Source organism: Natrinema gelatinilyticum (assembly GCF_024266705.1).
Classification (GTDB): Archaea; Halobacteriota; Halobacteria; order Halobacteriales; family Natrialbaceae; genus Natrinema; species Natrinema gelatinilyticum.
This window is the reverse complement of sequence record NZ_CP100756.1, coordinates 2,464,682-2,485,604: the sequence shown is the minus strand read 5'-3', so window position 1 is coordinate 2,485,604 and position 20,923 is coordinate 2,464,682. Positions and strand designations below refer to the sequence as shown.

Sequence of the window (20,923 nt, the reverse complement as noted above, 5' to 3'; positions counted from 1 at the left end):
CCCCGATCCTTAGCTTTCGAGGATTTCTGCCCATTCGATGCCGAGGGCCTCGTGGACGACGAATTCGAGGGCGTTAACGAGGTAGTGGGCAACGACGACGACCAGCAGACTCCCCGTCACGATGAAGACGGTAGCGAGGGCGAAGCCGAGAAGGCCGGTGACGACGATGCCGACCGAGCCCTGCATCCCGTGACCCATCGCGAACGCGATCGACGAGACGACCGCGAGTAGCCACGGCGAAACGCCGAATCCTGCAGCCGGGACGCCGATGAGGGCCGCCCGAAAGAGGAACTCCTCGAAGACGGCAATAATCGGCAGGACACAGACCAGCAGGAGCACCCAGCCGCCGACCGAATCCGGTGCGAGCAGTTCCCGCAGGCCTTCATCGTGATCGAATCCGACCCACGTCGCTGCCGCCGCTCCGAGTTCGTTCGCCACGTAGAACGCGACTCCGGCGGCCGCCCCCGCCAGGAGTCCCGTTTCGAGATAGGACACCGAGAGCTCGAGGCCCAGTGCCGACGACGGAATCGCCGTGTAGATAGCCGCACCAAGCAACACGAGCGCGAAGAGCCCCTGGGAAAGCGCCACGTTCAGGAGGACCATTCCCGTCGTCATCGAGGTCGGGTCGCCACGATGGCCGCTCGGCCGGCGGTCCTCGTCCGAAGCGATCGGGTCGGGCCCTCGATTCCAGCCGGAATGCGGACTGGATCCTGCTCCGGTTTCGTCGACGGAAGCGGCGGTGCTCGAGGCGGGAGGCGGTGTCGGGGACTCGTCGACACCACGAGTTCGTCCGTCGGTGTCGTCTGCCGATGAGTCGGTCGGATTCGTCTCCCCACGCGACTCTCGACCCGATTCGTCAGTTCGGGACGGTAACTCGACTGCGATGTCGGCGCGGTTGGCGTCGGTCGTCCCATCCGCGTGGCCGGTGTCGGTCGAGACGTCGGGTCGGTCGCCTCCCACCGACGCGTCGGCTCGAGACCAGCCACTGTCGCTCTGTTCCCGGTCACCGTCGGTAAACGCCGTCTGCGTCAGATGCGTTAAAACGAGTAATAACACGAGGACGACGCCCGCGATACCGAGGAACGCCGCCCACTGGGGCATTTACTGCGGGCTCGGGTTCGAGCCGCCGGCGGAGCCGACGGCGCTCTGATCGAAGGCCGATCCGGTGATCGACTTGAGCCGGTCGACCAGTGAATCCTTCTTCGGTTCGCCCATCAGGGCGACGTCGAGGACTTCGCTGATGTTCGCACAGGGGATGATCTCGATCATCTCCTCGTACTCCTCTTCGATCATCACGTCCTGTTCGTTCGCTTCGGGGATAATAACCCTGGAACAGCCAGCCTTGGCAGCAGCTTCGATCTTGTGGGTGACCCCACCGACCGGAAGCACGTCGCCCCGGACCGACAGCGAGCCGGTCATCGCGACCGACTGATCGACCGGGATGTTCTCGAGAGCGCTGATGACCGCGGTCGCCACCGTGATGGAGGCAGAGTCACCGTCGACGCCCTGCTGACCGGCCTGAACGAACTGAATGTGGATATCCTTCTCCGAGAGATCGACGTCGGAGAACTTCTTGATGATCGCGGAGACGTTCTGGACCGACTCCTCGGCCATTTCCTTGAGCTGGCCGGTCGCGATCACCTGGCCGCCGCCCTGGGCGGGCGCGATTTCGGCCATCACGGGTAGCATGATACCCGAGTCCTCGCCCATGACGGCGAGGCCGTTGACGCGACCTTCGACGCCGCCTTCGTTGACTTGCAGTTCGTAGTCCTTGCGGCGTTCGATGTAATCGTCGGCGAGCTGTTGCTCGATCGAGCGCGAGCGTTCCTTGGCCTGCAAGACGTCCTCGCGGGTGGTGAACTCACGGTCCTCTGCGCGGGCGATGTCGCCGGCGACGCGGACCAGGCCACCGAGGCTGCGGAACAGCAGCGTCAGGTGGTTCTTCCGGCCCGACCGGCGTTTCGCCTCGAGGATGACCTCCTCGACGGCTTCGTCGGTGAAGTGGGGCAAGCGGCCGTCGCGTTCGACCTCCTGGGCGACGAAGCGGGCGTACTTGCGGCGCATCTCGGGGGTATCCTCGATGGTGTCGTCCATGTAGACCTCGTAGCCGTACCCCTTGATCCGGTTGCGGAGTGCAGGGTGCATGTTCTCCATGGCGTCGAGGTTGCCCGCGGCGACCATGATGAAGTCACAGGGGACGGGTTCGGTCTGGACCATCGCGCCCGAGGAGCGCTCGGATTGGCCGGTGATCGCGAACTCGCCTTCCTGGATGGCCGTCATCAGCTTCTGCTGAGTGCGGATGTCGAGCGTGTTGATCTCGTCGACGAATAGCACGCCCTTGTTGGACTTGTGGATGGAGCCGGGTTCCACGCGGTCGTGGCTCGGAGTCTCCATGCCGCCGGACTGGAAGGGGTCGTGGCGGACGTCGCCCAGCAGCGCACCGGCGTGAGCGCCGGTCGCGTCCTCGAAGGGCGCGACGCGCTGATCGCCGTTGTTGACGATCATGTTGGGCACCATCGCGTCGGTGCCTCGGCTGGTGTACCGGAAGATCAGCCAGATGATCCCCGCGGCGACAACGCCGAGTAGTATGTTGCCCGAAAGAATCGCGTACCCGATGACGATCGCGATGATGATCCACATCAGGATCGAGCGCATCTGATTGCGCTTGCGGGCTTCTTCCTTGTGGGCGTCGATGATCTGTTCGCCCTTGCCGGCGGGAACGGTGCGGACCTTCGGCTCGTTGCCGTCGTCCGGGTTGTGGTAGACTAAAACGTCCTGGAGATCCTCCTTGGGCAGCAGTTGGCTCATCGCCTTCGCCAGCATCGACTTGCCGGTCCCCGGCGAGCCGATCATCATGACGTGGCGGCGCTGCTTCGCCGCTTTGATGATTATATCTCGTGCTTCGTCCTGGCCGATGACCTGATCGACGAGTCGATCGGGGACCTCGATGTCCTCCGTCGAATCAATCTTGAGGCCGCCGAGAAGGTCGTCCTCGGCGATGTCCTCGTCGACCTCGACGCCGGGATCGACCTCGACCGTACTGCCGAGGTCGTCGACGGTCTCGATCTCGTCGTCCACGTCGGTCTCGTCGGACGACGGCTCGAACTCGTCGCTCTCGTCGCCCGGATCGTCGACGTCGGTGCGACGGTCACCGTCTTCCTCCTCGAGCGGCGACCGCTCTCCCTGACGCTCTGGTTGCTCCTCGACGTATTCCTCGTCGGGAGCAGCCTCCGGGGCGTCTTTGGGAGGGTCGTCAACGTTCGTATCGTTACTCATAGAACTCTGTTCGGTATCTGTCTGGAAGGGATTGCGACTGATATACTTTCTCCATCCGGAGCATGGTGTCAGTTGCTGAAACCGGGGGGCACAGCGTCCGAGGGTCGAAATCAAGAATAGATGCGATTGTATTGATTCACTATATATTAATTTGAAATATTCTGTTCACCAGTCAGTCAAGCTCGACTAGTATTCGTGAATAGTGTCAACAATTACCATGAATCTGGCCGAGACGGGATTACCTGGTTGAAGCAAAGCGGTGAAGACGGGACAAAACGCGAGTAGACGAACATCTGATATATCTGGATGCGCACAGTCCGCAGCGAACTCGCCACGCTTAAGCGTGCTGCTCGAGCAGTGTCCGGCATGACGCGGGGGTTCTATATCGGCCGTTTTCAGCCCTTTCACAACGGCCACCTGAGCATGGTCGAACAGATCGCCGAGGACGTCGACGAACTCGTCTTGGGGATCGGGAGCGCCGACGACTCACACACCGGGCGGAATCCGTTTACAGCGGGCGAGCGGATCATGATGATCACGAAATCGCTCGTCGACTACGATCTCGTGACGTACGCGGTTCCGATCGAGGACTTAGAGCGGAACTCGGTCTGGGTGAGCCACATCCAGAGCATGAGTCCCGACTTCGACGTCGCCTACTCGAACAACCCGCTGGTCATCCAGCTCTTTCGGGAGGCCGGCATCGAGATTCGTCAGTCGCCGATGTTCAACCGAGACGTCCTCGAGGGAACCGAAGTCCGCGAGCGAATGATAAACGGTGACGACTGGCAGACACTCGTCCCCAAAGCGGTCGTCGAAGTCGTCGAGGAGATGAACGGCATCGAGCGCATTCAGATGGTGAGTGACACGGATTCGAACGGCGACTGACTTGTGTCGGCGGCTCCAACGTTCGGCCATGATCACGCTCGCATCGGATTTCGGCTCCCCGTACCCGGCGGCGATGAAGGGCGTATTGCTGCACCGAACGGACGCCAAACTGGTCGACGTCGCTCACGACTTCCCACGGCAGGACGTCCGTGCATCCGCGTTCTGGCTTCGGGAAGTGCTCCCCTACTTTCCGCCCGCGACCCATCTCGTCGTCGTCGATCCGGGCGTCGGTACCGAACGAAACGCGCTGGTTCTCCGTGCAGGTGATCACACGCTCGTCGGCCCGGACAACGGCGTGTTGCTCCCAGCCGCGCGGCGACTCGCCGATGACGAGGCGGACGGACTCGAGGCATACGCCGTCGACGAGCGCGACGTCGATCCCGTCGCCCCTACGACGGCCGAGGGCTCGAGCGAGCGTCGTCCCCCGAAGAGCAACACGTTTCACGGCCGAGACGTGTTCGCACCGGTCGCCGCCGCAGTCCACGACGCCGACGAACTGTCTTCGCTCGCGTATCTCGCGCCGTCCGCGGTCGACATCGACCTCGAGCTACCGACGCCGACGCTCGACGGCGCGCGAGCGATCGGCGAGGTGCTGGTCGTCGACGGCTTCGGCAACGTCATCACGAACGTTTCAGGCGACTTCCTCGCAGGATGCGATCTGATCGCCGCGAACGGCGACGTCGTCCCGGTCGGGGAAACCTTCGCCGACGTCCCAATCGGGGACCGGCTCGCGACCGTCGGTAGCCACGGTTTCGTCGAACTCGACGTCAATCAGGGGCGCGGCGACGAGGCCTTCGGACTCGAAACCGGCGATCGGATCGCCCTCGAGCCGACTGAACGAGTCGGCGAGTGACGGTGCGAAAAAATCGCTTCGTTGACCTGCCGTCGTCGAACGACGGCGTTACTCGGCTGCGATAACGTCGTCGATACGGACGATCATTGTCGCGGCTTCGGTCGCGCTTTCGATGGCCTCGCGCTTGACGTCGGCGGGGTCGACGACGCCGTGCTCGAACGGATCGTCGATGGTGACCTCGTCACCGCTGGTGATCAGGCCGGCCCGACCCTCGGACTCGTTGGCGGCGCGGAGATCGACGAGCGCGTCGATCGGGTCCTGACCCGTGTTGGCCGCGAGCGTGCGGGGAACCACGTCGATCGCATCGGCAAACGATGTCACGGCGAGTTGCTTGCGACCCTCGATACCGGCGGCTTCCTGACGAATCTTATCAGCGATCGCGATTTCCGTCGCACCCGCACCGGGGACGACTTCGCCCGATTCGAGCGCCGTCGCGACGACGTCCAGTGCGTCCTCGATGGCACGCTCGAGTTCGTCGACAACGTGTTCGGTGCCACCGCGAACGAAAACGGTAACCGTCTCTGCGGCAGCGCCGCCCTCGACGAACGCGAGGTCGTCGTCACCGTACGTCTCGGTGTGGATCCGGTCGGCCGAGCCGAAGTCCTCATCCTCTAAGTCCTCGAGTGCGCCGACGCGGCGGGCGCCGGTCGCGGACGCGACCTGACGGGCGTCGCTGTCGCCGAGGTTCTCGAAGACGAGGACGCCCTCGTTAGCGAGCGCGGTCGCAACGCGGTCGTCGACGTCGTCGGTAGTGAAGACGACGTCAGCCCCGCTGTCGACGATAGTCTCGGCGTAGCCCTGAAGCTCGCCTTCTTCGGCGTCGATCGCGGCGTTGAGCTGATCGATCGAGTCGATGGCGTACTCCGCGTCGACGTCGCCCGTGCGAACGCCGAGTTCGACGTCCAGAATCGCGAGCGATGCGTCCTCGACCTCGGCGGGCATCGCTTCGTGAGCGGGCTCTTCGTCGACGACGATCCCGGGGACGAGTTCGGTCGCGTTCGATGAGGCACCGATCTGCGTGTGGACGGTGACGTTGTCGCGTGCGACGCCGTCGTCGGTTTCGACGTGATGGATTGCTTCGACGACGGTTTCGGCCAGCGATTTGGCCGTAAGGCCGCCGGTTCCCTTGCCGGTCATGCTCGACTCGGCGACCTGTGAGAGAATCTCGTCGTCGACGTCGGCTTCGTTGATCGCTTCGGCGATCGCGTCCAGCGCGATCTCGGCGGCCTCGTGGTAGCCCTCGACGATCGTCGTCGCGTGGACGTCCTGTTCGATGAGATCTTCTGCTTCGCCGAGCAGGTTGCCGGCGATGACTGCCGCTGTCGTCGTCCCATCACCGACTTCCTCTTCCTGCGAGTCGGCGACTTCGACGATCATCTGAGCCGCGGGGTGCTCAATGTCCATCTTGTTGAGGATGGTCGCGCCGTCGTTCGTGATGACGACGTCCCCGCCGGAGTCGACGAGCATCTTGTCCATTCCGCGGGGGCCGAGCGTCGTGCGTACCGACTCGGCCACGGCCTTGCCGGCCATGATGTTCGACGATTGGGCGTCGCGTCCCTGGGTTCGCTGGCTGTCCTCGCTCAAAATAAACATAGGCTGTCCGCCCATGCGTCGCTGTTGTGCCATCGTAGATCCTCACTAACCATGTCGTCAGCACTTCTATATAACTCTTTCCCTACAGCCACCGCTCCGTCTTGCGATTGCCCATGCGAACGCGAAACAGACCCGTCGACGACGGGGGCGGTAAGGAAATATGGCTCGACTCGGAACATTCCCGATATGCTGGAACTGGAACACGGATTTCGCGTCGTCGACGTCGCGACGCGACTGCCGCCAGTCGACGGCAGTGGAGATTCCCAGAGAAGAACGACCACGGCGGATCGGCTCGAGCGGGAGATGCACCAGGCGGGAATCACCAGGTCGATCGTGTTCCCGCCGTCTCGATCTGAGACGGGCTATCTCGCGCCGAACAATGGCGTCGCGAGGCGCAGCGTCGACCGGCCGTTCATCACGTTCGCCCGAATTAGCGGAACCCAGACGCCGGGCCGAAACGCGGCGGGACGGCTCCGCAACGCGGTTCGCCGGCGCGCGGACCACTATACCTCCCCCGGCGATGTCGAGAAGTACGCGTACGACGACCGCTTTCACGGGTTCGTTATCGACCCGGTGTCGACGAGTATCCCGACGACGACGTCCTCACGGCCTTAGAGGACGTCGATCTTCCCGTGATCGTCCGCGGTGGCGTCGACGCGCCGCCCGAGACGCTCGCCGAAACACTGCTCGGACGCTCGTTTCCCGTCATCGTCGGCAGATTCGGCGGCCATCCGCTGAACCGGTCGCTGATGGACGAGATGATCGACCTCCTCGAAACGTACGACGACTGCTACCTCGAGACGAGTTTCGTCCGCTACCGCGAGCAACTCGAGCGGGCGCTGCTCGAACACCCCGACCGCGTCTTCTTCGGAAGCGGCGCGCCGGCCTGCCATCCGAACGTCGCCGTCATGGAGATACTTACCCTCGACGTCTCGGAGGACCTGCTTCGACGCGCATTTTCGAAAAACGCCTGTCGCGTGATCGACTCGCTCGCGCAGAAAGGGGAGCCCTGAGTCTGCGTTCGGAACCGACGGCGTTCGCGTCCTGGGCGCGTCACGACTGCGTTACGAGGCCTACTCCACGACCAGCACCCGTAGATCGTTCAGGTTGGTCCCAGTCGATCCAGTGCGTATCAGCGCGTCTCGGGCGTCGAGATACGGATACACGTCGTTCTCTGCGAGAGCGGTACGTGCCGCGTCGGGAGCCGGAGCGGTCGTCTCGTCGACGAGCGCCCCGGCCGCGTCGGTCACGCCGTCTATGCCGTCGGTGTCGACCGCGGCGACTGCGATGGTCCCGCCGTCTTCGACCTGCTCCTCGCCTCCGGGCCCCTCGAGCGCCAGCACCGCGCTCGTCGCGAACTCCTGGTTCGGGCCCCCGTGGCCGTCGCCACGGACCGTCACCGTCGTCTCTCCGCCGGAGAGAATCACGGCCGGCGGCGAGATCGGCGTGCCAGTCGCCCGCGCTTCCTCCGCGATGCTGACGTGAGTCGTGGCCGCCTCACGGGCCTCGCCGCGGACGCGCGAAGTCAGGACCAGGGGCTCGTACCCGCATCCGGCCGCCGCCTGGCTGGCCGCCTCAAGCACGGTCATCCCGTCGGCGATCACGTGGTTGGAAACGGTCGCGAACGCCGGATCATTGGATTCGGGCGTCTCCCGGATCTCGCCGGCCGCGCCGCGCTCGAGGCGGGCGACGACCGGATCGGGCGCGTCGACCCCGTACCTGCCGAGGATCGAAATCGCCTCCTCGAACGTCGATTCGTCAGGCGTGAGCGGCCCGCTTGCGACGACGCTCAGATCGTTCCCGACGACGTCACTCAGGATCAGCGAGACAACCGTCGCGGGCGCGGTCCGACGCGCGAGTCGGCCGCCTTTGAGCGCCGACAGGTGTTTTCGAACCGCGTTGATTTCGTGGATGTCGGCGCCGCTCGTCAGGAGTTGCTCGGTCGTCGACCGAAGGGCCGAAAGCGAGACGGTCCCAGCGGGCGCTGCCATGAGCGCGCTACCGCCGCCGGTGATCGCCGCGAGCACGAGCGTCCCATCGTCAGCTCCGTCCGCCACCTCGAGAAGGTCACGCGTTCCCGCGACGCCGCGCTCGCTGGGGACGGGATGGTCGCCTTCGCGGACGTCGACGCGCTCCGTTTCGACCGGGTCGTCCGTGACCACCACACCGCCGTCGATCCGATCGCTCAGCAGGTCCTCGAGCGCGGCCGCGACGTGAGCCGCCGCGTTCCCGCCGCCCAGAACGACGAGTTCGCCGTACTCGCGGAGGTCGTACGACTCGCCGGTGACGCGCAGGGACTCGCCCTTGAGCGCCACGGCGTCGCGGATGACCCGCCGCGGGTGTCCCGCTTCGATTCCGGCTTCGATGCACTCGAGTGCCACGTCGTGGGCCGCACTCGAGGCGAGACGATCACGATTCTCGATCATGTCTGTACACCTCGGGACGATCACTGATAGTTTACCGTGCGATTCGCTCACCGCGTTCGCGAACGCCCCTCGAGGAATCTGCCCGTGAATCCGATCGGGTATTGCGGTCGCTCGAGGGCGCTAATCGTGCCTGAACGACCGCTGCCCCGTAAACGCCATCGCGATGCCGTGTTCGTCCGCGGCCTCGATCACGTCCTCGTCGTTGACCGAGCCACCCGGCTGGATCACGGCCCCGATCCCCGCTTTCGCGGCCTCCTCGATACCGTCCGGGAACGGGAAGAACGCGTCCGAGGCCATGACCGCACCCTCGGCGTCTTTACCTTCGGCGTGCTCGTCAGCTTTCATCGCGGCCAGTCGAACCGCGTCGACGCGAGAAACCTGTCCCATCCCGATACCGACGGTCTCGGTACCGTCCGCGAAGAGAATCCCGTTGGACTTGACGTGCTTGAGCGTCTGCCAGGCGAACACCATCGTCTCGAGTTCCTCGTCGGTCGGTTCGCGCTCGGTGACGACCTCGAGGTCGTCGGCCGTAATCGACTGCAGGTCGCGCTCTTGAACCAGTCGACCGCCGACGAGGGGCTTCTCGGTGAAGCGCTCCATCCGTTCCCCGAGCGTTCGCGGCTGTTCGCTGCTCGCATCCGAGGCACCACGCGCCTCGCGACCCACGTCGAGGACACGCAAGTTCTCCTTTTCGCGGAGGACCGCGAGCGCGTCGTCGGTGTAGCCGGGCGCGACGACGACCTCCTTGAACGAGTCGACGACCCGTTCGGCGGTGGCGGCGTCACACGTCCGATTCAGGGCGACGATGCCGCCAAAGGCGCTCATGGGGTCCGTCGAGAGCGCCTTCTCGTAGGCATCGGAAATCGAATCGGCGGTCGCACAGCCCGCGGGGTTCGTGTGCTTGATGACCGCCGCCGCGGGCTCGTCGAACTCCTTGATGAGATTCAACGCGCCGTCGGCGTCGTTGTAGTTGTTGTAAGACAGCGCCTTCGCGCCCTCGTTCAACTGTTCGGCGTGGACGACGCTGGCCTCGTCGCATGTGAAATCGGCGTAGACCGCGGCATCCTGGTGCGGATTTTCCCCGTAGCGGAGTGTATCGGTGCGGTCGCTGGAGGTGAGCCGACGTGCGGGCAGTCCCTCGGCGTCCGGCGCATTCGGTGCGTCTGCTTCGACGGTCACCTCGCCGGTTTCCGTATCCACGTCCACCGCCCCCTCGGCGATCCACGTCACGGCCCGCGGATACGCGCGGAACTCACCCTCGTAGAGGACGCGCTCTTTGAGTGTTTCCTCGTCGTCGCCCTCGTAGACGGGAATCGGCTCCTGGGTAACGATCGGGCCGGCGTCGACTTCCTCCTCGACGACCTCGCCGTCCTCGTCGGTCGCGTCCGTCACGACGTGGACCGTACAGCCCGTCACCGAAACGCCGGCCTCGAGCGCGTCGTTCCAGGCGTCCATGCCGGGGAAGGACGGCAGCAGCGAAGGGTGGACGTTCAGCGTCATCGGGGCGGCCTCAAGGAACGTATCGGAGAGGATCCGCATGTACCCGTCCAGACAGACGAGGTCGAACTCGTAATCCGACAGCACCTCGAGAACGGCCTCCTCGTGTTCTCGACGGCTCATTCCTTCCTCGAGGGGGACGACTTCGGTGGGGATCCCGCGCTCGGTGGCGGCCTCGAGCACTGGCGCGTCCGCCACGTTCGTCAGGACGACGGCGAACTCGGCTCCTCCCGGTTCGTGGTCGGCGATGTTCAACAGGTTGCGCCCTCGGTTGCCGGCCATCCCGGCGATTCGCGTCATGGTCGAATCCGCGCCCGCGAGCGGCAAAGTGATTACGGTCTCGATCACCAATATGTGCACATACGTGTATTAATCCGGTCTCATGCGCATCTCCAACTTCAGAGATATGCACGCTCGTGGCATCGGTGAGCCAGTGGTTTCGACACGCTTTTGCGACCTGCTTGACCAACGCCCACTATGACCGAGACCGACGCCCTGTACGCCGTCTCGCCGCTCGATGGCCGGTACGGCGGCCGGACCGCACTGCTGTCGCCGTACGCGAGCGAGGCCGCACTCATGCGCGCCCGAGTCCGCGTCGAAGTCGAATACCTGATCGCGTTGGCCGACCTCGAGGCGACGCCGTTGGAACTCGACCTCGAGGAGCGAACGCACCTGCGGAGCCTCTTCGAGAGCTTCGCCGAGGAGGACGCGCAGTTGATCAAGAAACTCGAAACCGAGGGCCACGCCGACTTCGCGGCGACGAACCACGACGTCAAGGCCGTCGAATACTTCGTCCGCCACCGGCTCCCCGAAGAAAGCGACGCGTCAGCCTGGATCCACTTCGGATTGACCAGCGAGGACGTGAACAACCTCGCTCACCGACTGCTCGTCCGCGACGCCGTCGACGAGGTCCTCCTCCCCGAACTGTACGACGTCCGCGAGACGCTCGCGGACATGGCACGCGACTACCGCGACCTTCCGATGCTGGCCCGTACCCACGGTCAGCCCGCGACGCCGACCACGTTCGGGAAAGAGATGGCCGTCTACGCCTCTCGGCTGGCCCGTGCCACCGGTCGCATCCGGCTGGCAACCGACGATCTGCGGGGCAAACTCGGCGGCGCCTCCGGAACGTACGCGGCCCACATCGCCGCCTACCCCGACGTCGACTGGCAGGCCTTCGCTCGGGATTTCGTCGAGGGCCTCGGCCTCGAGTTCGAAGCGCTGACGACGCAGGTCAACCCCTGTGACGACCTCGCGGCCCTGTTCGATGCGTTCCGTGGAGCCAACGAAGTCCTGCTCGACCTCGACCTCGACGTGTGGCTCTACGTCTCCGATCGCTACCTCGGTCAGGAAGCCGTCGAAGGCGAAACGGGTTCTTCGACCATGCCACACAAGGTCAACCCGATCGACTTCGAGAACAGCGAGGGGAACCTCTCGAAAGCAAACTCGGATCTCGCCTTCCTCGCAGAGTACGTCACCACCTCCCGACTCCAGCGCGACCTCTCCGATTCGACCGTCAAGCGCAACATCGGAACCGCCCTTGCTCACTGCCAGATTGGTTACGGCAAGACCGCCGCCGGCCTCTCGAAGGTCGTCCCCAACGAGCGGGTCATGCGCGACGACCTCGAAGCGACCCCCGAAATCATCGGCGAAGCCGTCCAGACCATCCTCCGACGCGAGGGCCAGGCCGACGCCTACGAGCGCGTCAAGGCCGTCACCCGCGGCAAGGACGTCACACTCGCGGACTTCCGGGAACTGTTCGACGAACTGGACGTCGACGAGGACGTCCGCGAGGAACTCCACGCGCTGACGCCGGCCGGCTACACTGGCGTCGCGAGCGAACTCGTCGACGACATGGCCGAGTGACAGTCGACACCGCATCCGAGTGACCATCGTCAGAATGCAGTCAATCCTCGCGGGGCGCCGTTACGGCCGTCCGAACTAGCGGTTATTTCCACAGGAATCTGCAATGCAACCGCGTGCTCTCCTGCCTGCTCTCGAGCACGCAGTGGCGAAACGGATACAAAAGTCGCCGGTCGATCCACAAGTGATATGGAATATCTGCTTTGGGTGATCGTCGCCCTCGTCGCCTACGGGCTGATCGCACCATTGACGAGCGTCGTCACGTCCGATGTACCGCCCGCAGTCGCGCTTTTCCTCTCGACGACGATCTTTCTCTGCCTGACCGCCGTTGTCCTCGTCGTCACGGGGACGGGCCGGCCATCGGACGTGGTCACGCCCGCGGCGGGGATCGTCTACATCGCTGGTCTCTTTCTGTCCACCGGTATTCTCGCCTATTACCGGGCACTCGAGCACGGCCCGGTCAGCGTCGTCGTCCCGATCTACGGCCTCTTCATCGTGGGAAGTTCGATCATCGGAATTGCGTTCCTCGGCGAAGATTTGACCGCGACCCGCGCCGCCGGAATCGTCGTCGCCGCCGTTGCGATTTACCTCGCCGCCGGGCGCTCTTATGTAGAGCTGGGGAATGCCCCACGGTTACACTGTGATGGCTGATCTCAAGAGAATATGTCTCAGCCAGCATTCGGGAAGATGCTGCAACAGCTCGTTGATCTTGGAGTGATTGAACTGCAGACGAAGCCGCTCGATGATCAAATCGAGCGGCGACTCAAGAAATTCTGGGAGCAGGCTCCGTGTCCAGAATGCGGTGATCCAAGCATCCAAACGTGGCCGTCATCGAATCGTGTTATCTGCCGAAGCTGCGGGTTCAAGCCGGTTTGCACCTACGGAACACCGTTTCACGAGAAGCACCTCTCCAGTGGTGAGGTGCTTCTCGCATTCATCCTCTATGCCGACACGCTGTTGAGTATCTCGAAAATTGCGACACTGCTCGATCGAGCGTACAAGACCGTCTACTACGCCATTCGAGAGGTCGAAGCCGCGGTTCAGCGAGGCTTCCCGGTCGTCTGGAACCAGTTCCAACAGGAAATCGACGGACCGGTACAAATCGATGAATCCAGCAGCGTCTGTTCAGGATACAAAGGCCAAGACCCGCCGCGGGACAGCCGTCACCGCGGCGGGTCGTCTCGATCAGGACGCTCGCGCTGGCGTGGACGACACGGCGACCAGATAACGCTCGTCGCGGCGTGCCGCGACGTGCTACGGGTTGTTCACGGCCAGCTTGGCATCAGTTACGAAACAGACCTTGATCCAGTAATACAGGAGGCTGAAGACCTCTCCCAGCCGCTGGGAGAGGTCTGGACTGATGGTCTCCAAGCGTATCGGCAGATGGAGTACACTCACCAGATCGTTGTGCACGACGAGACGTACGTCTCGCCTGACGGTGTCCATATTAACCAGGTTGAGTGCCTCTTTTCACTCATCAAACCGTGGCTACGGAAGTTCCGCGGCCTGTCCAAGCACGGCTTGGAGCAGGCCGCTCACACATTTGGAATCATCCGTTCATTGAATCTCGCTGGCGCATCCCTCGTAAGCGTCATCGACTGCCTTGCTATGGGGGCATTCCCCAGCTCTACATAAGAGCGCGCCGGGGGTGAAGAGTGATGCGACGATATCTCGAACTTTCGATTCTCGCCTGTCTCGCGTACAGCCTCGTCGTGCCGCTGCTCTCGATCGCGATGACCGACCTTCCCAGCACGCTCGCCGTGTTCCTTTCGAACTCGGTCATGTTCGTCACCGTCGGCCTCGTGATCGCCTACCGGGGCCTCCGGGTGCGTCCGTTCCTTCATCACCCCCAGACGCCGACACTCATCGCGATCGGCGTGCTGCTAACGATCGGCCTGTTGAGTTACTACCGAGCGCTTGCACTCGGTCCTGTCAGCATCGTCGTCCCGATCTACGGGCTCTTCATCGTCGTCAGTTCGCTGATCGGGATGGTGGCCCTCGACGAGGCTGTCACCGCTCGCAAACTCGCCGCGATCGGGTTGAGCGCGGTGGCGATCGCGTTGATGTCGATCTGACCCGCCGTTTCCGGCCGACGTCAGTGATCTTCGTCCTCTTCGGCCACGTCGATATCGAGTTCCCGGGACCGACTCCCACGGATCGCGTGCCCGTAATTGAGCGCGGCGACGAAGACGGTCCCGCCGATCACGTTGCCGATCGTCGTGTAGGAGAGAAAGTGCACAAAATCGGCGATCGACACGCCCTGTGCCAGAAGCACCGCCGTGAGAACTTCGGTCGAACCGAGGAGGCTGTGGTGAAACGGACCGAACCCGATTGCGCTCGCAACGACCCACGTCACCAGAAACTCCCCGACGGAGTCTCGAGACGCGGCAACGAGCCAGGTGAGCAGCCCCATCAGCCAACCAGCGATGATCCCGCTGAGCGTGATCGCCCAGGCGGAAACCGGTACCAGTGCGTCTGCGAGCGAGCCGAACGCGCTCGGATCGACGATGCCCAACGCGGGACCCGTAACGGCGATCAGACCGGCGAATGCCGTACACCCGATGAGGTTCGCGACATAGATCATGCCCCACAGCCTCGCGAGATCGGCGACGGCCGCTTGCCCGTTCAGGACCGGGAGCAGACCCAGCGTCGTGTGCGCCGTAAACAGCTCCGTCTGTCCCAAGATCACGAGCACGAATCCCACCGCGGACACGTTCGCGAGTACCAGCTGTTTCACCAGTTCCGACGAAAAGGACGGCGAAAACGTAAGCGCCATTCCATGAACAACGCGCCGAAGCTCACGTTCAACCCGGCCGCGAACGCCGAGAGAAAGAGCCCGAAGGTCGGACGTTCGAACTCGCGAAGCGCGCTGCGAAGTTCGATTTCGAGCACCTCCCGATAGGTTCGCGTCTCCTCGGTGACCTCCTGACTACTCATCTGCGGGGTGAACGTGTTCCAGTCAGTTAGCGGTACTGTCAGTAACCACTGCATACAGCACGGTTCCGAGACGAACGGCGAGTCGTCAGCGATTCGAGCCGCAGTCACCCGACCAGTTCGAGGAGCGTCGACTCGAGCGCCAGGATTTAGTATCGTTTCCGAAATAGACCGATTCGGTACTCCTCCACGCGGGCAGTAAAACGATCAGGATCCGGTCTGCACCCGTCTTCTGGTGATTTTATTCCACTTTGAATCGACTGGAAGAATTATGATACTATCTCGTGAGAGTTGCTGGCTGAGTTGTAATCATTGGCACTTGCACCACCGACAAAATTCAATGATTCTAAATGATTTCCTTCTATTGCCGGTAAAACGCTACCTGGACTACCGAACGAATCATGATTGGTTTTTACGAAATTCCGGCTTAAAATACTTCCCACCAAAGTACATGTCGATACCCATGCCCAAAAAGATCAGTACACCTATCAGTCCGCCTACGATCATCACAACAGAATATTGTTCCGAGCGGCTAACCCCAAGTAGAAATACAACCCAGAAGGCTGCTAGGAAAAGATATCCTACACTCACAATTTGATACCATCGAACTCTTTTTGATGAAATTGTAATTCCGTCATTAGACCCACCGATGAGGAATGCAATTGCAGTCCCTGAGAGCAAACCTGTTCCAACAAGTAAGTCAGATCGTCCTGCTCTAAACGAGAGTGCTGAGAGTACAATAACCACGGGGATCAGAAAAATACCGAAGTTGTGGAACCAGCGCTGTATCATATTTCTAATCCTAGTTACCATTTGATATTAATTATCTTTTTTCAATCTAAACACTTCCCGATCGCAGCAGCGCATGCGGTACCTCCAACTCCGGTACACACACCTTGGATACAAGCAACACATGCCAGGGCCCCAATTCCTGTTGCTACACCTGCACACGAAGATGAACAGGCTACACAGGATGTTCCACTTGTAGCACATCGCCACGCCCATGTGCTACAGTCAGCAGCCAGTGTAATACCACGCTGTTGTGGCAAGACAGTCACATCACCACGATCGATGTTCAAATCAACATCAAGTCTATCAGTAGTGCTGTCAAAATCCTCACCAATAGTGATATTCTTTCACCCTATTATTTTACTATTATTGTACTCGATTATGAGGAAATTATTAATATCGGACCCAGTAATCACATCCGATTCGTCCCTAATGTCGGTGACTTGTTTAAGAGTGTTAATTTCTTGGTCTGTTGCTGATCTTCTAAAAACAGTATCGCTTTCATATCCGATCAAGGAGGGATTGGTTCCTTCCGGTATTTCCCGATATTTGCTTGGTATTTCAGAAGTATTTTGAACGTCGTGAAACGAAAAGTGTGACCCATTTGTACCATTCTCTGCTTCGGCATAAACCACTGTCCCAAGGTTCGTCTTTATTTTGGTATATTGGAGTATGCTACCCCCATTCATCTCTTTTTTTGATGTGACTTCGTTTACGATCGGGTTATCCAAGTCACTCAGAATAGATTGTACCTGTGCAGAGTTGAATGACCGGTCTTCAGGCGGAGCGTCTTCGTTTGCAGAAGCAACGGTTGTACTTTCGATATTCCCCACGAGGGCAGTTTCTGGGATGGTGCTTAGTAATGAACGTCGTTTCCAGCCTTTACTTTCATTATTTCTCATTTGTTTTATATGCCTCAGCCCTCAATTATATTTTTCGATATCACCATTAGTTATTGTATGAGGATTCCGACAAAGGATAAGAACAGATTCGGGTCATATACTTATAAATGATAAATACGTATAGAATAATTAAAAGAATGTGGAAATAAAGACGGGAGAAGTGACAAGGAACTGGATAGAGCTTCCAATACGAAAGAGTGAACTAAGTCATCATTGATAATATGCAGGAAAATTGTTAATTATACGGATCACGGTCTAAACTTCATTTGTTGGAAACAAGACTATTATTGATTATTTAAATGTGCTATCCGACTAAATCCGAAAGCGCCGTCTCGAGCGCCTGCGCCGCCGCTCTGACGTCTGCAACGCGGACGTACTCACGTGGGGCGTGTGCGACGGCACCGTCGTCGTCGGTCAAGACGCCGGGCCCGAAGACGACCGTCGGCGCGTCCGCGGCGAAGTACGAGGCCTCCGTCGCGGCCATGAACGGCCGGACGTCGCCACCGGCCGCGTCCGCGAGGATATCCACGACTCGAGCCTCCGGATCGGTCTCCCAGGCCTCGAGGAACGGCGTCGGCCGATCCGTGAAGCAGAACTCGACGCCCACGCCGTCGGGAACGGCGGTTCGAAGCTGTGCGGTCAGCGCCTCGTGGAAGTCATCGGCGGTCTCGGGCGGAACGCTCCGGCGGTCGACCGTCAGCGCGCAGTCCGCCGGCACCTGATTGGTCGCCGCACCGCCCTTGACGACCGTCGGCGTGAGCGTGGCTGCCCCGAGTTGGGGGTGCGCCGGCGGCGCGTCCTCGCGCTCGTCGAACGTCCGGATCGCCTCGAGAACGGGTTCCAGCGCCGCGACCGCGTTGGTTCCGGTCTCGGGTTCGGCGGCGTGAGCGTTCGCCCCGGTGAGGTGGACCGTTCCCTGAAAGCGGCCCTTCGCGGCCGTACAGACGTCGAGGCCGGTCGGTTCGCCGACGATCACTGCGTCCGCGTCTCGCGTCGGTGCATCCTCGTCCGAGACCAGCGCGTACGCGCCCGTCGAGAGAACTTCCTCGTCGGGCGTGATCGCGAGCGTCACGCGGCCATCGGTCGGTTCCACGGCGAAAAACGCAGAGAGGATGGCCGCGAGCGGCCCCTTCGCGTCGCAGGCTCCACGGCCGCGAACGACGTCGGCGCCTCCGTCGTCCGTAGTGCGTTCGAACGGAACGTGTGGCGACACCGTATCGATGTGCGTGTTCAAGACGACGTGTGCCTCAGCGTCGGCGGTCGGCGGTCCACGAGAGGCCAACACGGTCCCGCCATCGTCGATGCGAACCTCGAGGCCCCGCTTCTCTATCGTCTCGCGGAGAAAGCCGCGCATCGGATCGACGTCCGCGTGAGAGGGGTACTGAACGGCGTCCTCGAGAAATGCGATCGGCTCGAACGCGTCGTCCCGACTGCTCCCAGTCACGACTCGACCGGCGACTCGACGGCTACCTCGCCGTCGAACTCGTGTTCGACGGGGCCGGCGAGCGTCGCGTTTCCGCGCTCGTTGAAACTCACCTGCAGGTCTCCACCGGGCGGGGAGACCGTCACCGGGTCGGCGTCCGTGAGCCCCAGTCTGCGGGCGACGACGGCGATTGCGACCGCACCAGTGCCACAGGACTCGGTTTCAGCTTCGACGCCGCGTTCGTAGGTTCGCTGCCGGAACCCGCTCGCCCCGTCGGGGCTCGCGATGGAGACGTTCGTCCCCTTCGGGAAGATGTCCGCGTAGCGAATGGGCGGTGCGACCGCCTCGAGGTCGACGTCGTCCACGTCGTCGACGAACGCGACGGCGTGGGGGACGCCGGTGTTTACCATCGTCACCTCGAGGCCTTCGATATCCGTTTCGAACACCTGTTCGTCCGTGTCGACGGGGATCTTCGCGGGGTCGAACGTGGCGGTGCCCATCTCGACGATAATGTCGTCATCGTCCGTCCGATCGGCGCGCAGCGTCCCCGCCTGGGTATCGATCATCACGCTGTCGGTATCCGTCCGCTCCATCGCCCACTCGGCGGCACAGCGAGCGCCGTTGCCGCACATCGGGGCGACCGACCCGTCGGGTTGGACGAGCGTCATGACGACGCGAGGTGGATTGAATTTCTCCTCCAAGGCGAGATAGAGGACACCGTCGGCACCGACACCGGTCTCGCGGTCGCACGCGTGCTCGGCGAGTGCGGCCCGGTCGGGGACGGATTCGTCCGCATGGATAATTAGAAAGTCGTTGCCGGTGCCGTGGTACTTCTGGAATGGAACGGTCATCGTGCGATCACTGGGTGAGTGTCTCGTCGTCGCGGTCGTCATCGGCGGTATCCGTGGCGACCGCGAAGTCGTGTGCTACCACTCAGTTCGGTTCCGCCTTCAACTATTCGGTAGCGCAGTTTCCTTCCGCACGCACGAGCGAAGCGAGCGTAGGGAGGCGAGGAGCACGTTTGGTTAGCTGGACAGCCGAAGCCGTTGGTATCTCGGTGACTTTCAGCGGGCCTCGCGCTCGAGTCGGGTGACGTCGTCGACGGTTTCACGGCGACGGGAGCGCCGAACCGAGTCGCCGTCGAGGACGACCGACGCGGGTCGCGGCCGCGAATTGTACTGGTTCGCCATCTCGTAGCCGTAGGCCCCGGCGTTGCCAATCGCGAGGACGTCCCCCCGTTCGCTCGCCGGAAGGTCGCGGTCCGAACAGAACACGTCGCCGCTCTCGCAGATCGGTCCGGCAACGGTCTGTGGAATCGTCTCGCGGACGTCTGCATCGCTCGAGTCGGCCGTCAGGTTCCGGATCGGATGATAGGCGCCGTACAGCGCCGGACGCAGCAGGGTCGTCATCCCCGCATCGACGCCGGTGACGGTCGTCTCTCGAGCCCGCTTAACGGTGTTTATTTCGGTGAGGAGGACGCCCGCATCGGCGACGAAGAAGCGTCCCGGCTCGATCGCGAGCCGGGCGTCGATCCCGCCGATGGCGTCCCACATCGCCCCGGCGACCGACTCGAGGTCCAACGGCTCCTCGTCCTCTCGATACGGCACGCCGAAGCCGCCGCCGACGTCGACGAACTCGAGTTCCCCGACCGCATCGCTGACGTCCCGTGCCAGGTCCCCCATCCGCGCGACGAAATCCCGGTGGGCTCCGAGCTGGTCGCTCGAGACGCCGGACCCGACGTGGGCGTGGATCCCGACGACGTCGAAGCCGCTCTCCGTGGCATCTTCGAGGACGTCGACGGCGCGTTCGGCCGGGACGCCGAACTTCGCGGCCGCACCCGTCTGTACTTTCTCGTGGTGTCCGGCGCCGATGCCGGGGTTGACCCGGAGACAGAGCCGGCCGTCGTAGCCGCGGTCGGCGAGGCGGGAAATCGTGTCCTCCGAACCCGCCGTGACGGTCAGCTCGAGATCGTCCGCCCAGGCGTCGACGATCCAGTCGAGGTCTCGCGCGGGTGGGTTGACCGCAGTGTAGTGGACGTCGGCGCCCGACGCGCCGGACTCGAGTGCCCGCCTGACCTCGCCGGCAGAGGCACACTCGAGTCCGGCACCTTCCTCTCGAAGCGCCGCGAGAACGTCTCCCAGCGCGTTCGCCTTCAGCGCGTACAGGACGTCGGCGTCTGGGAACGCGGACGCGAGTCGTCGGTAGTTCTCCCGGACGCGCTCTATATCCAGGACGTACAGCGGCGAGCCGTACTCGTCGGCGAGGGACTCGAGTTCGGCCGCGTCCCAATCGGAGAGGCGGCGGACGGGTGGCGAATCCGCAGCGTCAGTCATTGTCGATTCCAAGTCACCGTAAGGATTCAAGCGTTTGGATTCCGTTTGCCGTCGTTCGACGTGGAGACGTAGCTCGTCGGTTGCATGACACGAGAGCTACGTCGGCCATTCGTGTAACCAGATCCGTACGTTCGTCCCTACTTACATTC

19 protein-coding genes and 1 pseudogene are annotated in these 20,923 nt (G+C 62.4%); 8 read left to right on the top strand and 12 right to left on the bottom strand.

Annotated features, from left to right (window positions below; genetic code table 11):
• Positions 1–9: 9 nt before the first annotated feature.
• The gene (locus NJU76_RS12215; protein ID WP_254528898.1) at positions 10–1,101 is read right to left on the bottom strand and encodes a CPBP family intramembrane glutamic endopeptidase; all 1,092 of its coding nucleotides are present in this window, start codon (positions 1,099–1,101) and stop codon (positions 10–12) included.
• Positions 1,102–3,276 (bottom strand): ATP-dependent protease LonB, encoded by a 2,175-nt coding sequence (gene lonB / locus NJU76_RS12210; RefSeq protein ID WP_254528890.1) that lies wholly within the window; start codon positions 3,274–3,276, stop codon positions 1,102–1,104.
• A gap of 366 nt (positions 3,277–3,642) precedes the next feature.
• Here lonB and NJU76_RS12205 point away from each other — a divergent pair, with 366 nt between their 5' ends.
• Together NJU76_RS12205 and NJU76_RS12200 are read left to right on the top strand one after the other, a co-directional pair.
• Positions 3,643–4,161, top strand: coding sequence for a nicotinamide-nucleotide adenylyltransferase (locus NJU76_RS12205; protein ID WP_254528888.1), 519 nt, complete (start codon positions 3,643–3,645; stop codon positions 4,159–4,161).
• Between the two features lie 28 nt (positions 4,162–4,189).
• Positions 4,190–5,014 (top strand): SAM hydrolase/SAM-dependent halogenase family protein, encoded by an 825-nt coding sequence (locus NJU76_RS12200; RefSeq protein WP_254528886.1) that lies wholly within the window; start codon positions 4,190–4,192, stop codon positions 5,012–5,014.
• Between the two features lie 48 nt (positions 5,015–5,062).
• On the opposite strand, the gene thsA is transcribed toward NJU76_RS12200, so the two are convergent.
• Entirely contained in the window at positions 5,063–6,607 is a 1,545-nt protein-coding gene (thsA, locus tag NJU76_RS12195; RefSeq protein WP_254532461.1) for a thermosome subunit alpha, read from the bottom strand.
• A gap of 186 nt (positions 6,608–6,793) precedes the next feature.
• Here thsA and NJU76_RS26725 point away from each other — a divergent pair, with 186 nt between their 5' ends.
• Positions 6,794–7,222, top strand: coding sequence for a hypothetical protein (locus NJU76_RS26725; protein WP_340681215.1), 429 nt, complete (start codon positions 6,794–6,796; stop codon positions 7,220–7,222).
• A pseudogene (locus NJU76_RS26720) lies at positions 7,153–7,620 on the top strand (amidohydrolase family protein); the annotation flags it as partial. The gene NJU76_RS26725 and the pseudogene NJU76_RS26720, both read left to right, overlap by 70 nt.
• A gap of 60 nt (positions 7,621–7,680) precedes the next feature.
• Here the strand turns inward: NJU76_RS26720 and NJU76_RS12185 are convergent.
• The gene (locus NJU76_RS12185; protein WP_254528884.1) at positions 7,681–9,033 is read right to left on the bottom strand and encodes a glycerate kinase type-2 family protein; all 1,353 of its coding nucleotides are present in this window, start codon (positions 9,031–9,033) and stop codon (positions 7,681–7,683) included.
• 120 nt (positions 9,034–9,153) lie between these two features.
• Positions 9,154–10,830 (bottom strand): bifunctional phosphoribosylaminoimidazolecarboxamide formyltransferase/IMP cyclohydrolase, encoded by a 1,677-nt coding sequence (purH, locus tag NJU76_RS12180; protein ID WP_254528882.1) that lies wholly within the window; start codon positions 10,828–10,830, stop codon positions 9,154–9,156.
• A 177-nt stretch (positions 10,831–11,007) separates the two neighbouring features.
• Between purH and purB the strand changes: the two genes are divergently transcribed.
• The 4 genes from purB to NJU76_RS12160 all read left to right on the top strand — a co-directional run bounded on the left by purB (position 11,008) and on the right by NJU76_RS12160 (position 14,468).
• The gene (purB, locus tag NJU76_RS12175; protein ID WP_254528880.1) at positions 11,008–12,396 is read left to right on the top strand and encodes an adenylosuccinate lyase; all 1,389 of its coding nucleotides are present in this window, start codon (positions 11,008–11,010) and stop codon (positions 12,394–12,396) included.
• Between the two features lie 186 nt (positions 12,397–12,582).
• Entirely contained in the window at positions 12,583–13,044 is a 462-nt protein-coding gene (locus NJU76_RS12170; RefSeq protein ID WP_254528878.1) for an EamA family transporter, read from the top strand.
• A 12-nt stretch (positions 13,045–13,056) separates the two neighbouring features.
• Complete coding sequence (locus tag NJU76_RS12165; protein ID WP_254528876.1) at positions 13,057–14,028, top strand: IS1595 family transposase; 972 nt, start codon at positions 13,057–13,059, stop codon at positions 14,026–14,028.
• Positions 14,029–14,051: 23 nt separating this feature from the next.
• Entirely contained in the window at positions 14,052–14,468 is a 417-nt protein-coding gene (locus tag NJU76_RS12160; RefSeq protein WP_254528874.1) for an EamA family transporter, read from the top strand.
• A 20-nt stretch (positions 14,469–14,488) separates the two neighbouring features.
• Here NJU76_RS12160 and NJU76_RS12155 read toward each other — a convergent pair whose 3' ends face one another.
• The 7 genes from NJU76_RS12155 to lysA form a co-directional block, all read right to left on the bottom strand.
• Complete coding sequence (locus NJU76_RS12155; protein WP_254528872.1) at positions 14,489–15,130, bottom strand: formate/nitrite transporter family protein; 642 nt, start codon at positions 15,128–15,130, stop codon at positions 14,489–14,491.
• Positions 15,127–15,330: a hypothetical protein gene (locus tag NJU76_RS12150; RefSeq protein WP_254528870.1), complete on the bottom strand. Its 204-nt coding sequence runs from the start codon at positions 15,328–15,330 to the stop codon at positions 15,127–15,129. Before NJU76_RS12150 ends, NJU76_RS12155 begins: the two co-directional genes overlap by 4 nt.
• 396 nt (positions 15,331–15,726) lie before the next feature.
• Positions 15,727–16,140: a DUF7994 family protein gene (locus NJU76_RS12145; RefSeq protein ID WP_254528868.1), complete on the bottom strand. Its 414-nt coding sequence runs from the start codon at positions 16,138–16,140 to the stop codon at positions 15,727–15,729.
• A 323-nt stretch (positions 16,141–16,463) separates the two neighbouring features.
• On the bottom strand, positions 16,464–17,018 hold the full coding sequence (locus NJU76_RS12140) for a hypothetical protein (protein ID WP_254528866.1): 555 nt from the start codon (positions 17,016–17,018) through the stop codon (positions 16,464–16,466).
• Between the two features lie 304 nt (positions 17,019–17,322).
• A complete protein-coding gene (locus NJU76_RS12135; protein ID WP_254528864.1) occupies positions 17,323–18,462 on the bottom strand; it encodes a M20 family metallopeptidase in 1,140 nt (379 codons plus the stop codon).
• Positions 18,459–19,292 (bottom strand): diaminopimelate epimerase, encoded by an 834-nt coding sequence (gene dapF, locus NJU76_RS12130; RefSeq protein WP_254528862.1) that lies wholly within the window; start codon positions 19,290–19,292, stop codon positions 18,459–18,461. The genes NJU76_RS12135 and dapF overlap by 4 nt, the downstream gene beginning before the upstream one ends.
• 213 nt (positions 19,293–19,505) lie before the next feature.
• Positions 19,506–20,774 carry a diaminopimelate decarboxylase gene (gene lysA / locus NJU76_RS12125; RefSeq protein ID WP_254528860.1) on the bottom strand — a complete coding sequence of 423 codons (1,269 nt, stop codon included), beginning with the start codon at positions 20,772–20,774 and terminating at the stop codon, positions 19,506–19,508.
• Between the last annotated feature and the right edge of the window lie 149 nt (positions 20,775–20,923).

Bases quoted from the DNA above. Each gene is read 5' to 3' on its own strand.
- NJU76_RS12185 (WP_254528884.1), bottom strand. From the start codon at position 9,033: ATGATCGAGAATCGTGATCGTCTCGCCTCGAGTGCGGCCCACGACGTG.
- NJU76_RS12170 (WP_254528878.1), top strand. From the start codon at position 12,583: ATGGAATATCTGCTTTGGGTGATCGTCGCCCTCGTCGCCTACGGGCTG.
- purB (WP_254528880.1), top strand. From the start codon at position 11,008: ATGACCGAGACCGACGCCCTGTACGCCGTCTCGCCGCTCGATGGCCGG.
- NJU76_RS12140 (WP_254528866.1), bottom strand. From the start codon at position 17,018: ATGAGAAATAATGAAAGTAAAGGCTGGAAACGACGTTCATTACTAAGC.
- dapF (WP_254528862.1), bottom strand. From the start codon at position 19,292: ATGACCGTTCCATTCCAGAAGTACCACGGCACCGGCAACGACTTTCTA.
- NJU76_RS12215 (WP_254528898.1), bottom strand. From the start codon at position 1,101: ATGCCCCAGTGGGCGGCGTTCCTCGGTATCGCGGGCGTCGTCCTCGTG.
- NJU76_RS26725 (WP_340681215.1), top strand. From the start codon at position 6,794: ATGCTGGAACTGGAACACGGATTTCGCGTCGTCGACGTCGCGACGCGA.
- NJU76_RS12200 (WP_254528886.1), top strand. From the start codon at position 4,190: ATGATCACGCTCGCATCGGATTTCGGCTCCCCGTACCCGGCGGCGATG.
- NJU76_RS12165 (WP_254528876.1), top strand. From the start codon at position 13,057: ATGTCTCAGCCAGCATTCGGGAAGATGCTGCAACAGCTCGTTGATCTT.
- NJU76_RS12205 (WP_254528888.1), top strand. From the start codon at position 3,643: ATGACGCGGGGGTTCTATATCGGCCGTTTTCAGCCCTTTCACAACGGC.
- thsA (WP_254532461.1), bottom strand. From the start codon at position 6,607: ATGTTTATTTTGAGCGAGGACAGCCAGCGAACCCAGGGACGCGACGCC.
- lonB (WP_254528890.1), bottom strand. From the start codon at position 3,276: ATGAGTAACGATACGAACGTTGACGACCCTCCCAAAGACGCCCCGGAG.
- lysA (WP_254528860.1), bottom strand. From the start codon at position 20,774: ATGACTGACGCTGCGGATTCGCCACCCGTCCGCCGCCTCTCCGATTGG.
- NJU76_RS12150 (WP_254528870.1), bottom strand. From the start codon at position 15,330: ATGAGTAGTCAGGAGGTCACCGAGGAGACGCGAACCTATCGGGAGGTG.
- NJU76_RS12160 (WP_254528874.1), top strand. From the start codon at position 14,052: ATGCGACGATATCTCGAACTTTCGATTCTCGCCTGTCTCGCGTACAGC.
- purH (WP_254528882.1), bottom strand. From the start codon at position 10,830: ATGACGCGAATCGCCGGGATGGCCGGCAACCGAGGGCGCAACCTGTTG.
- NJU76_RS12145 (WP_254528868.1), bottom strand. From the start codon at position 16,140: ATGGTAACTAGGATTAGAAATATGATACAGCGCTGGTTCCACAACTTC.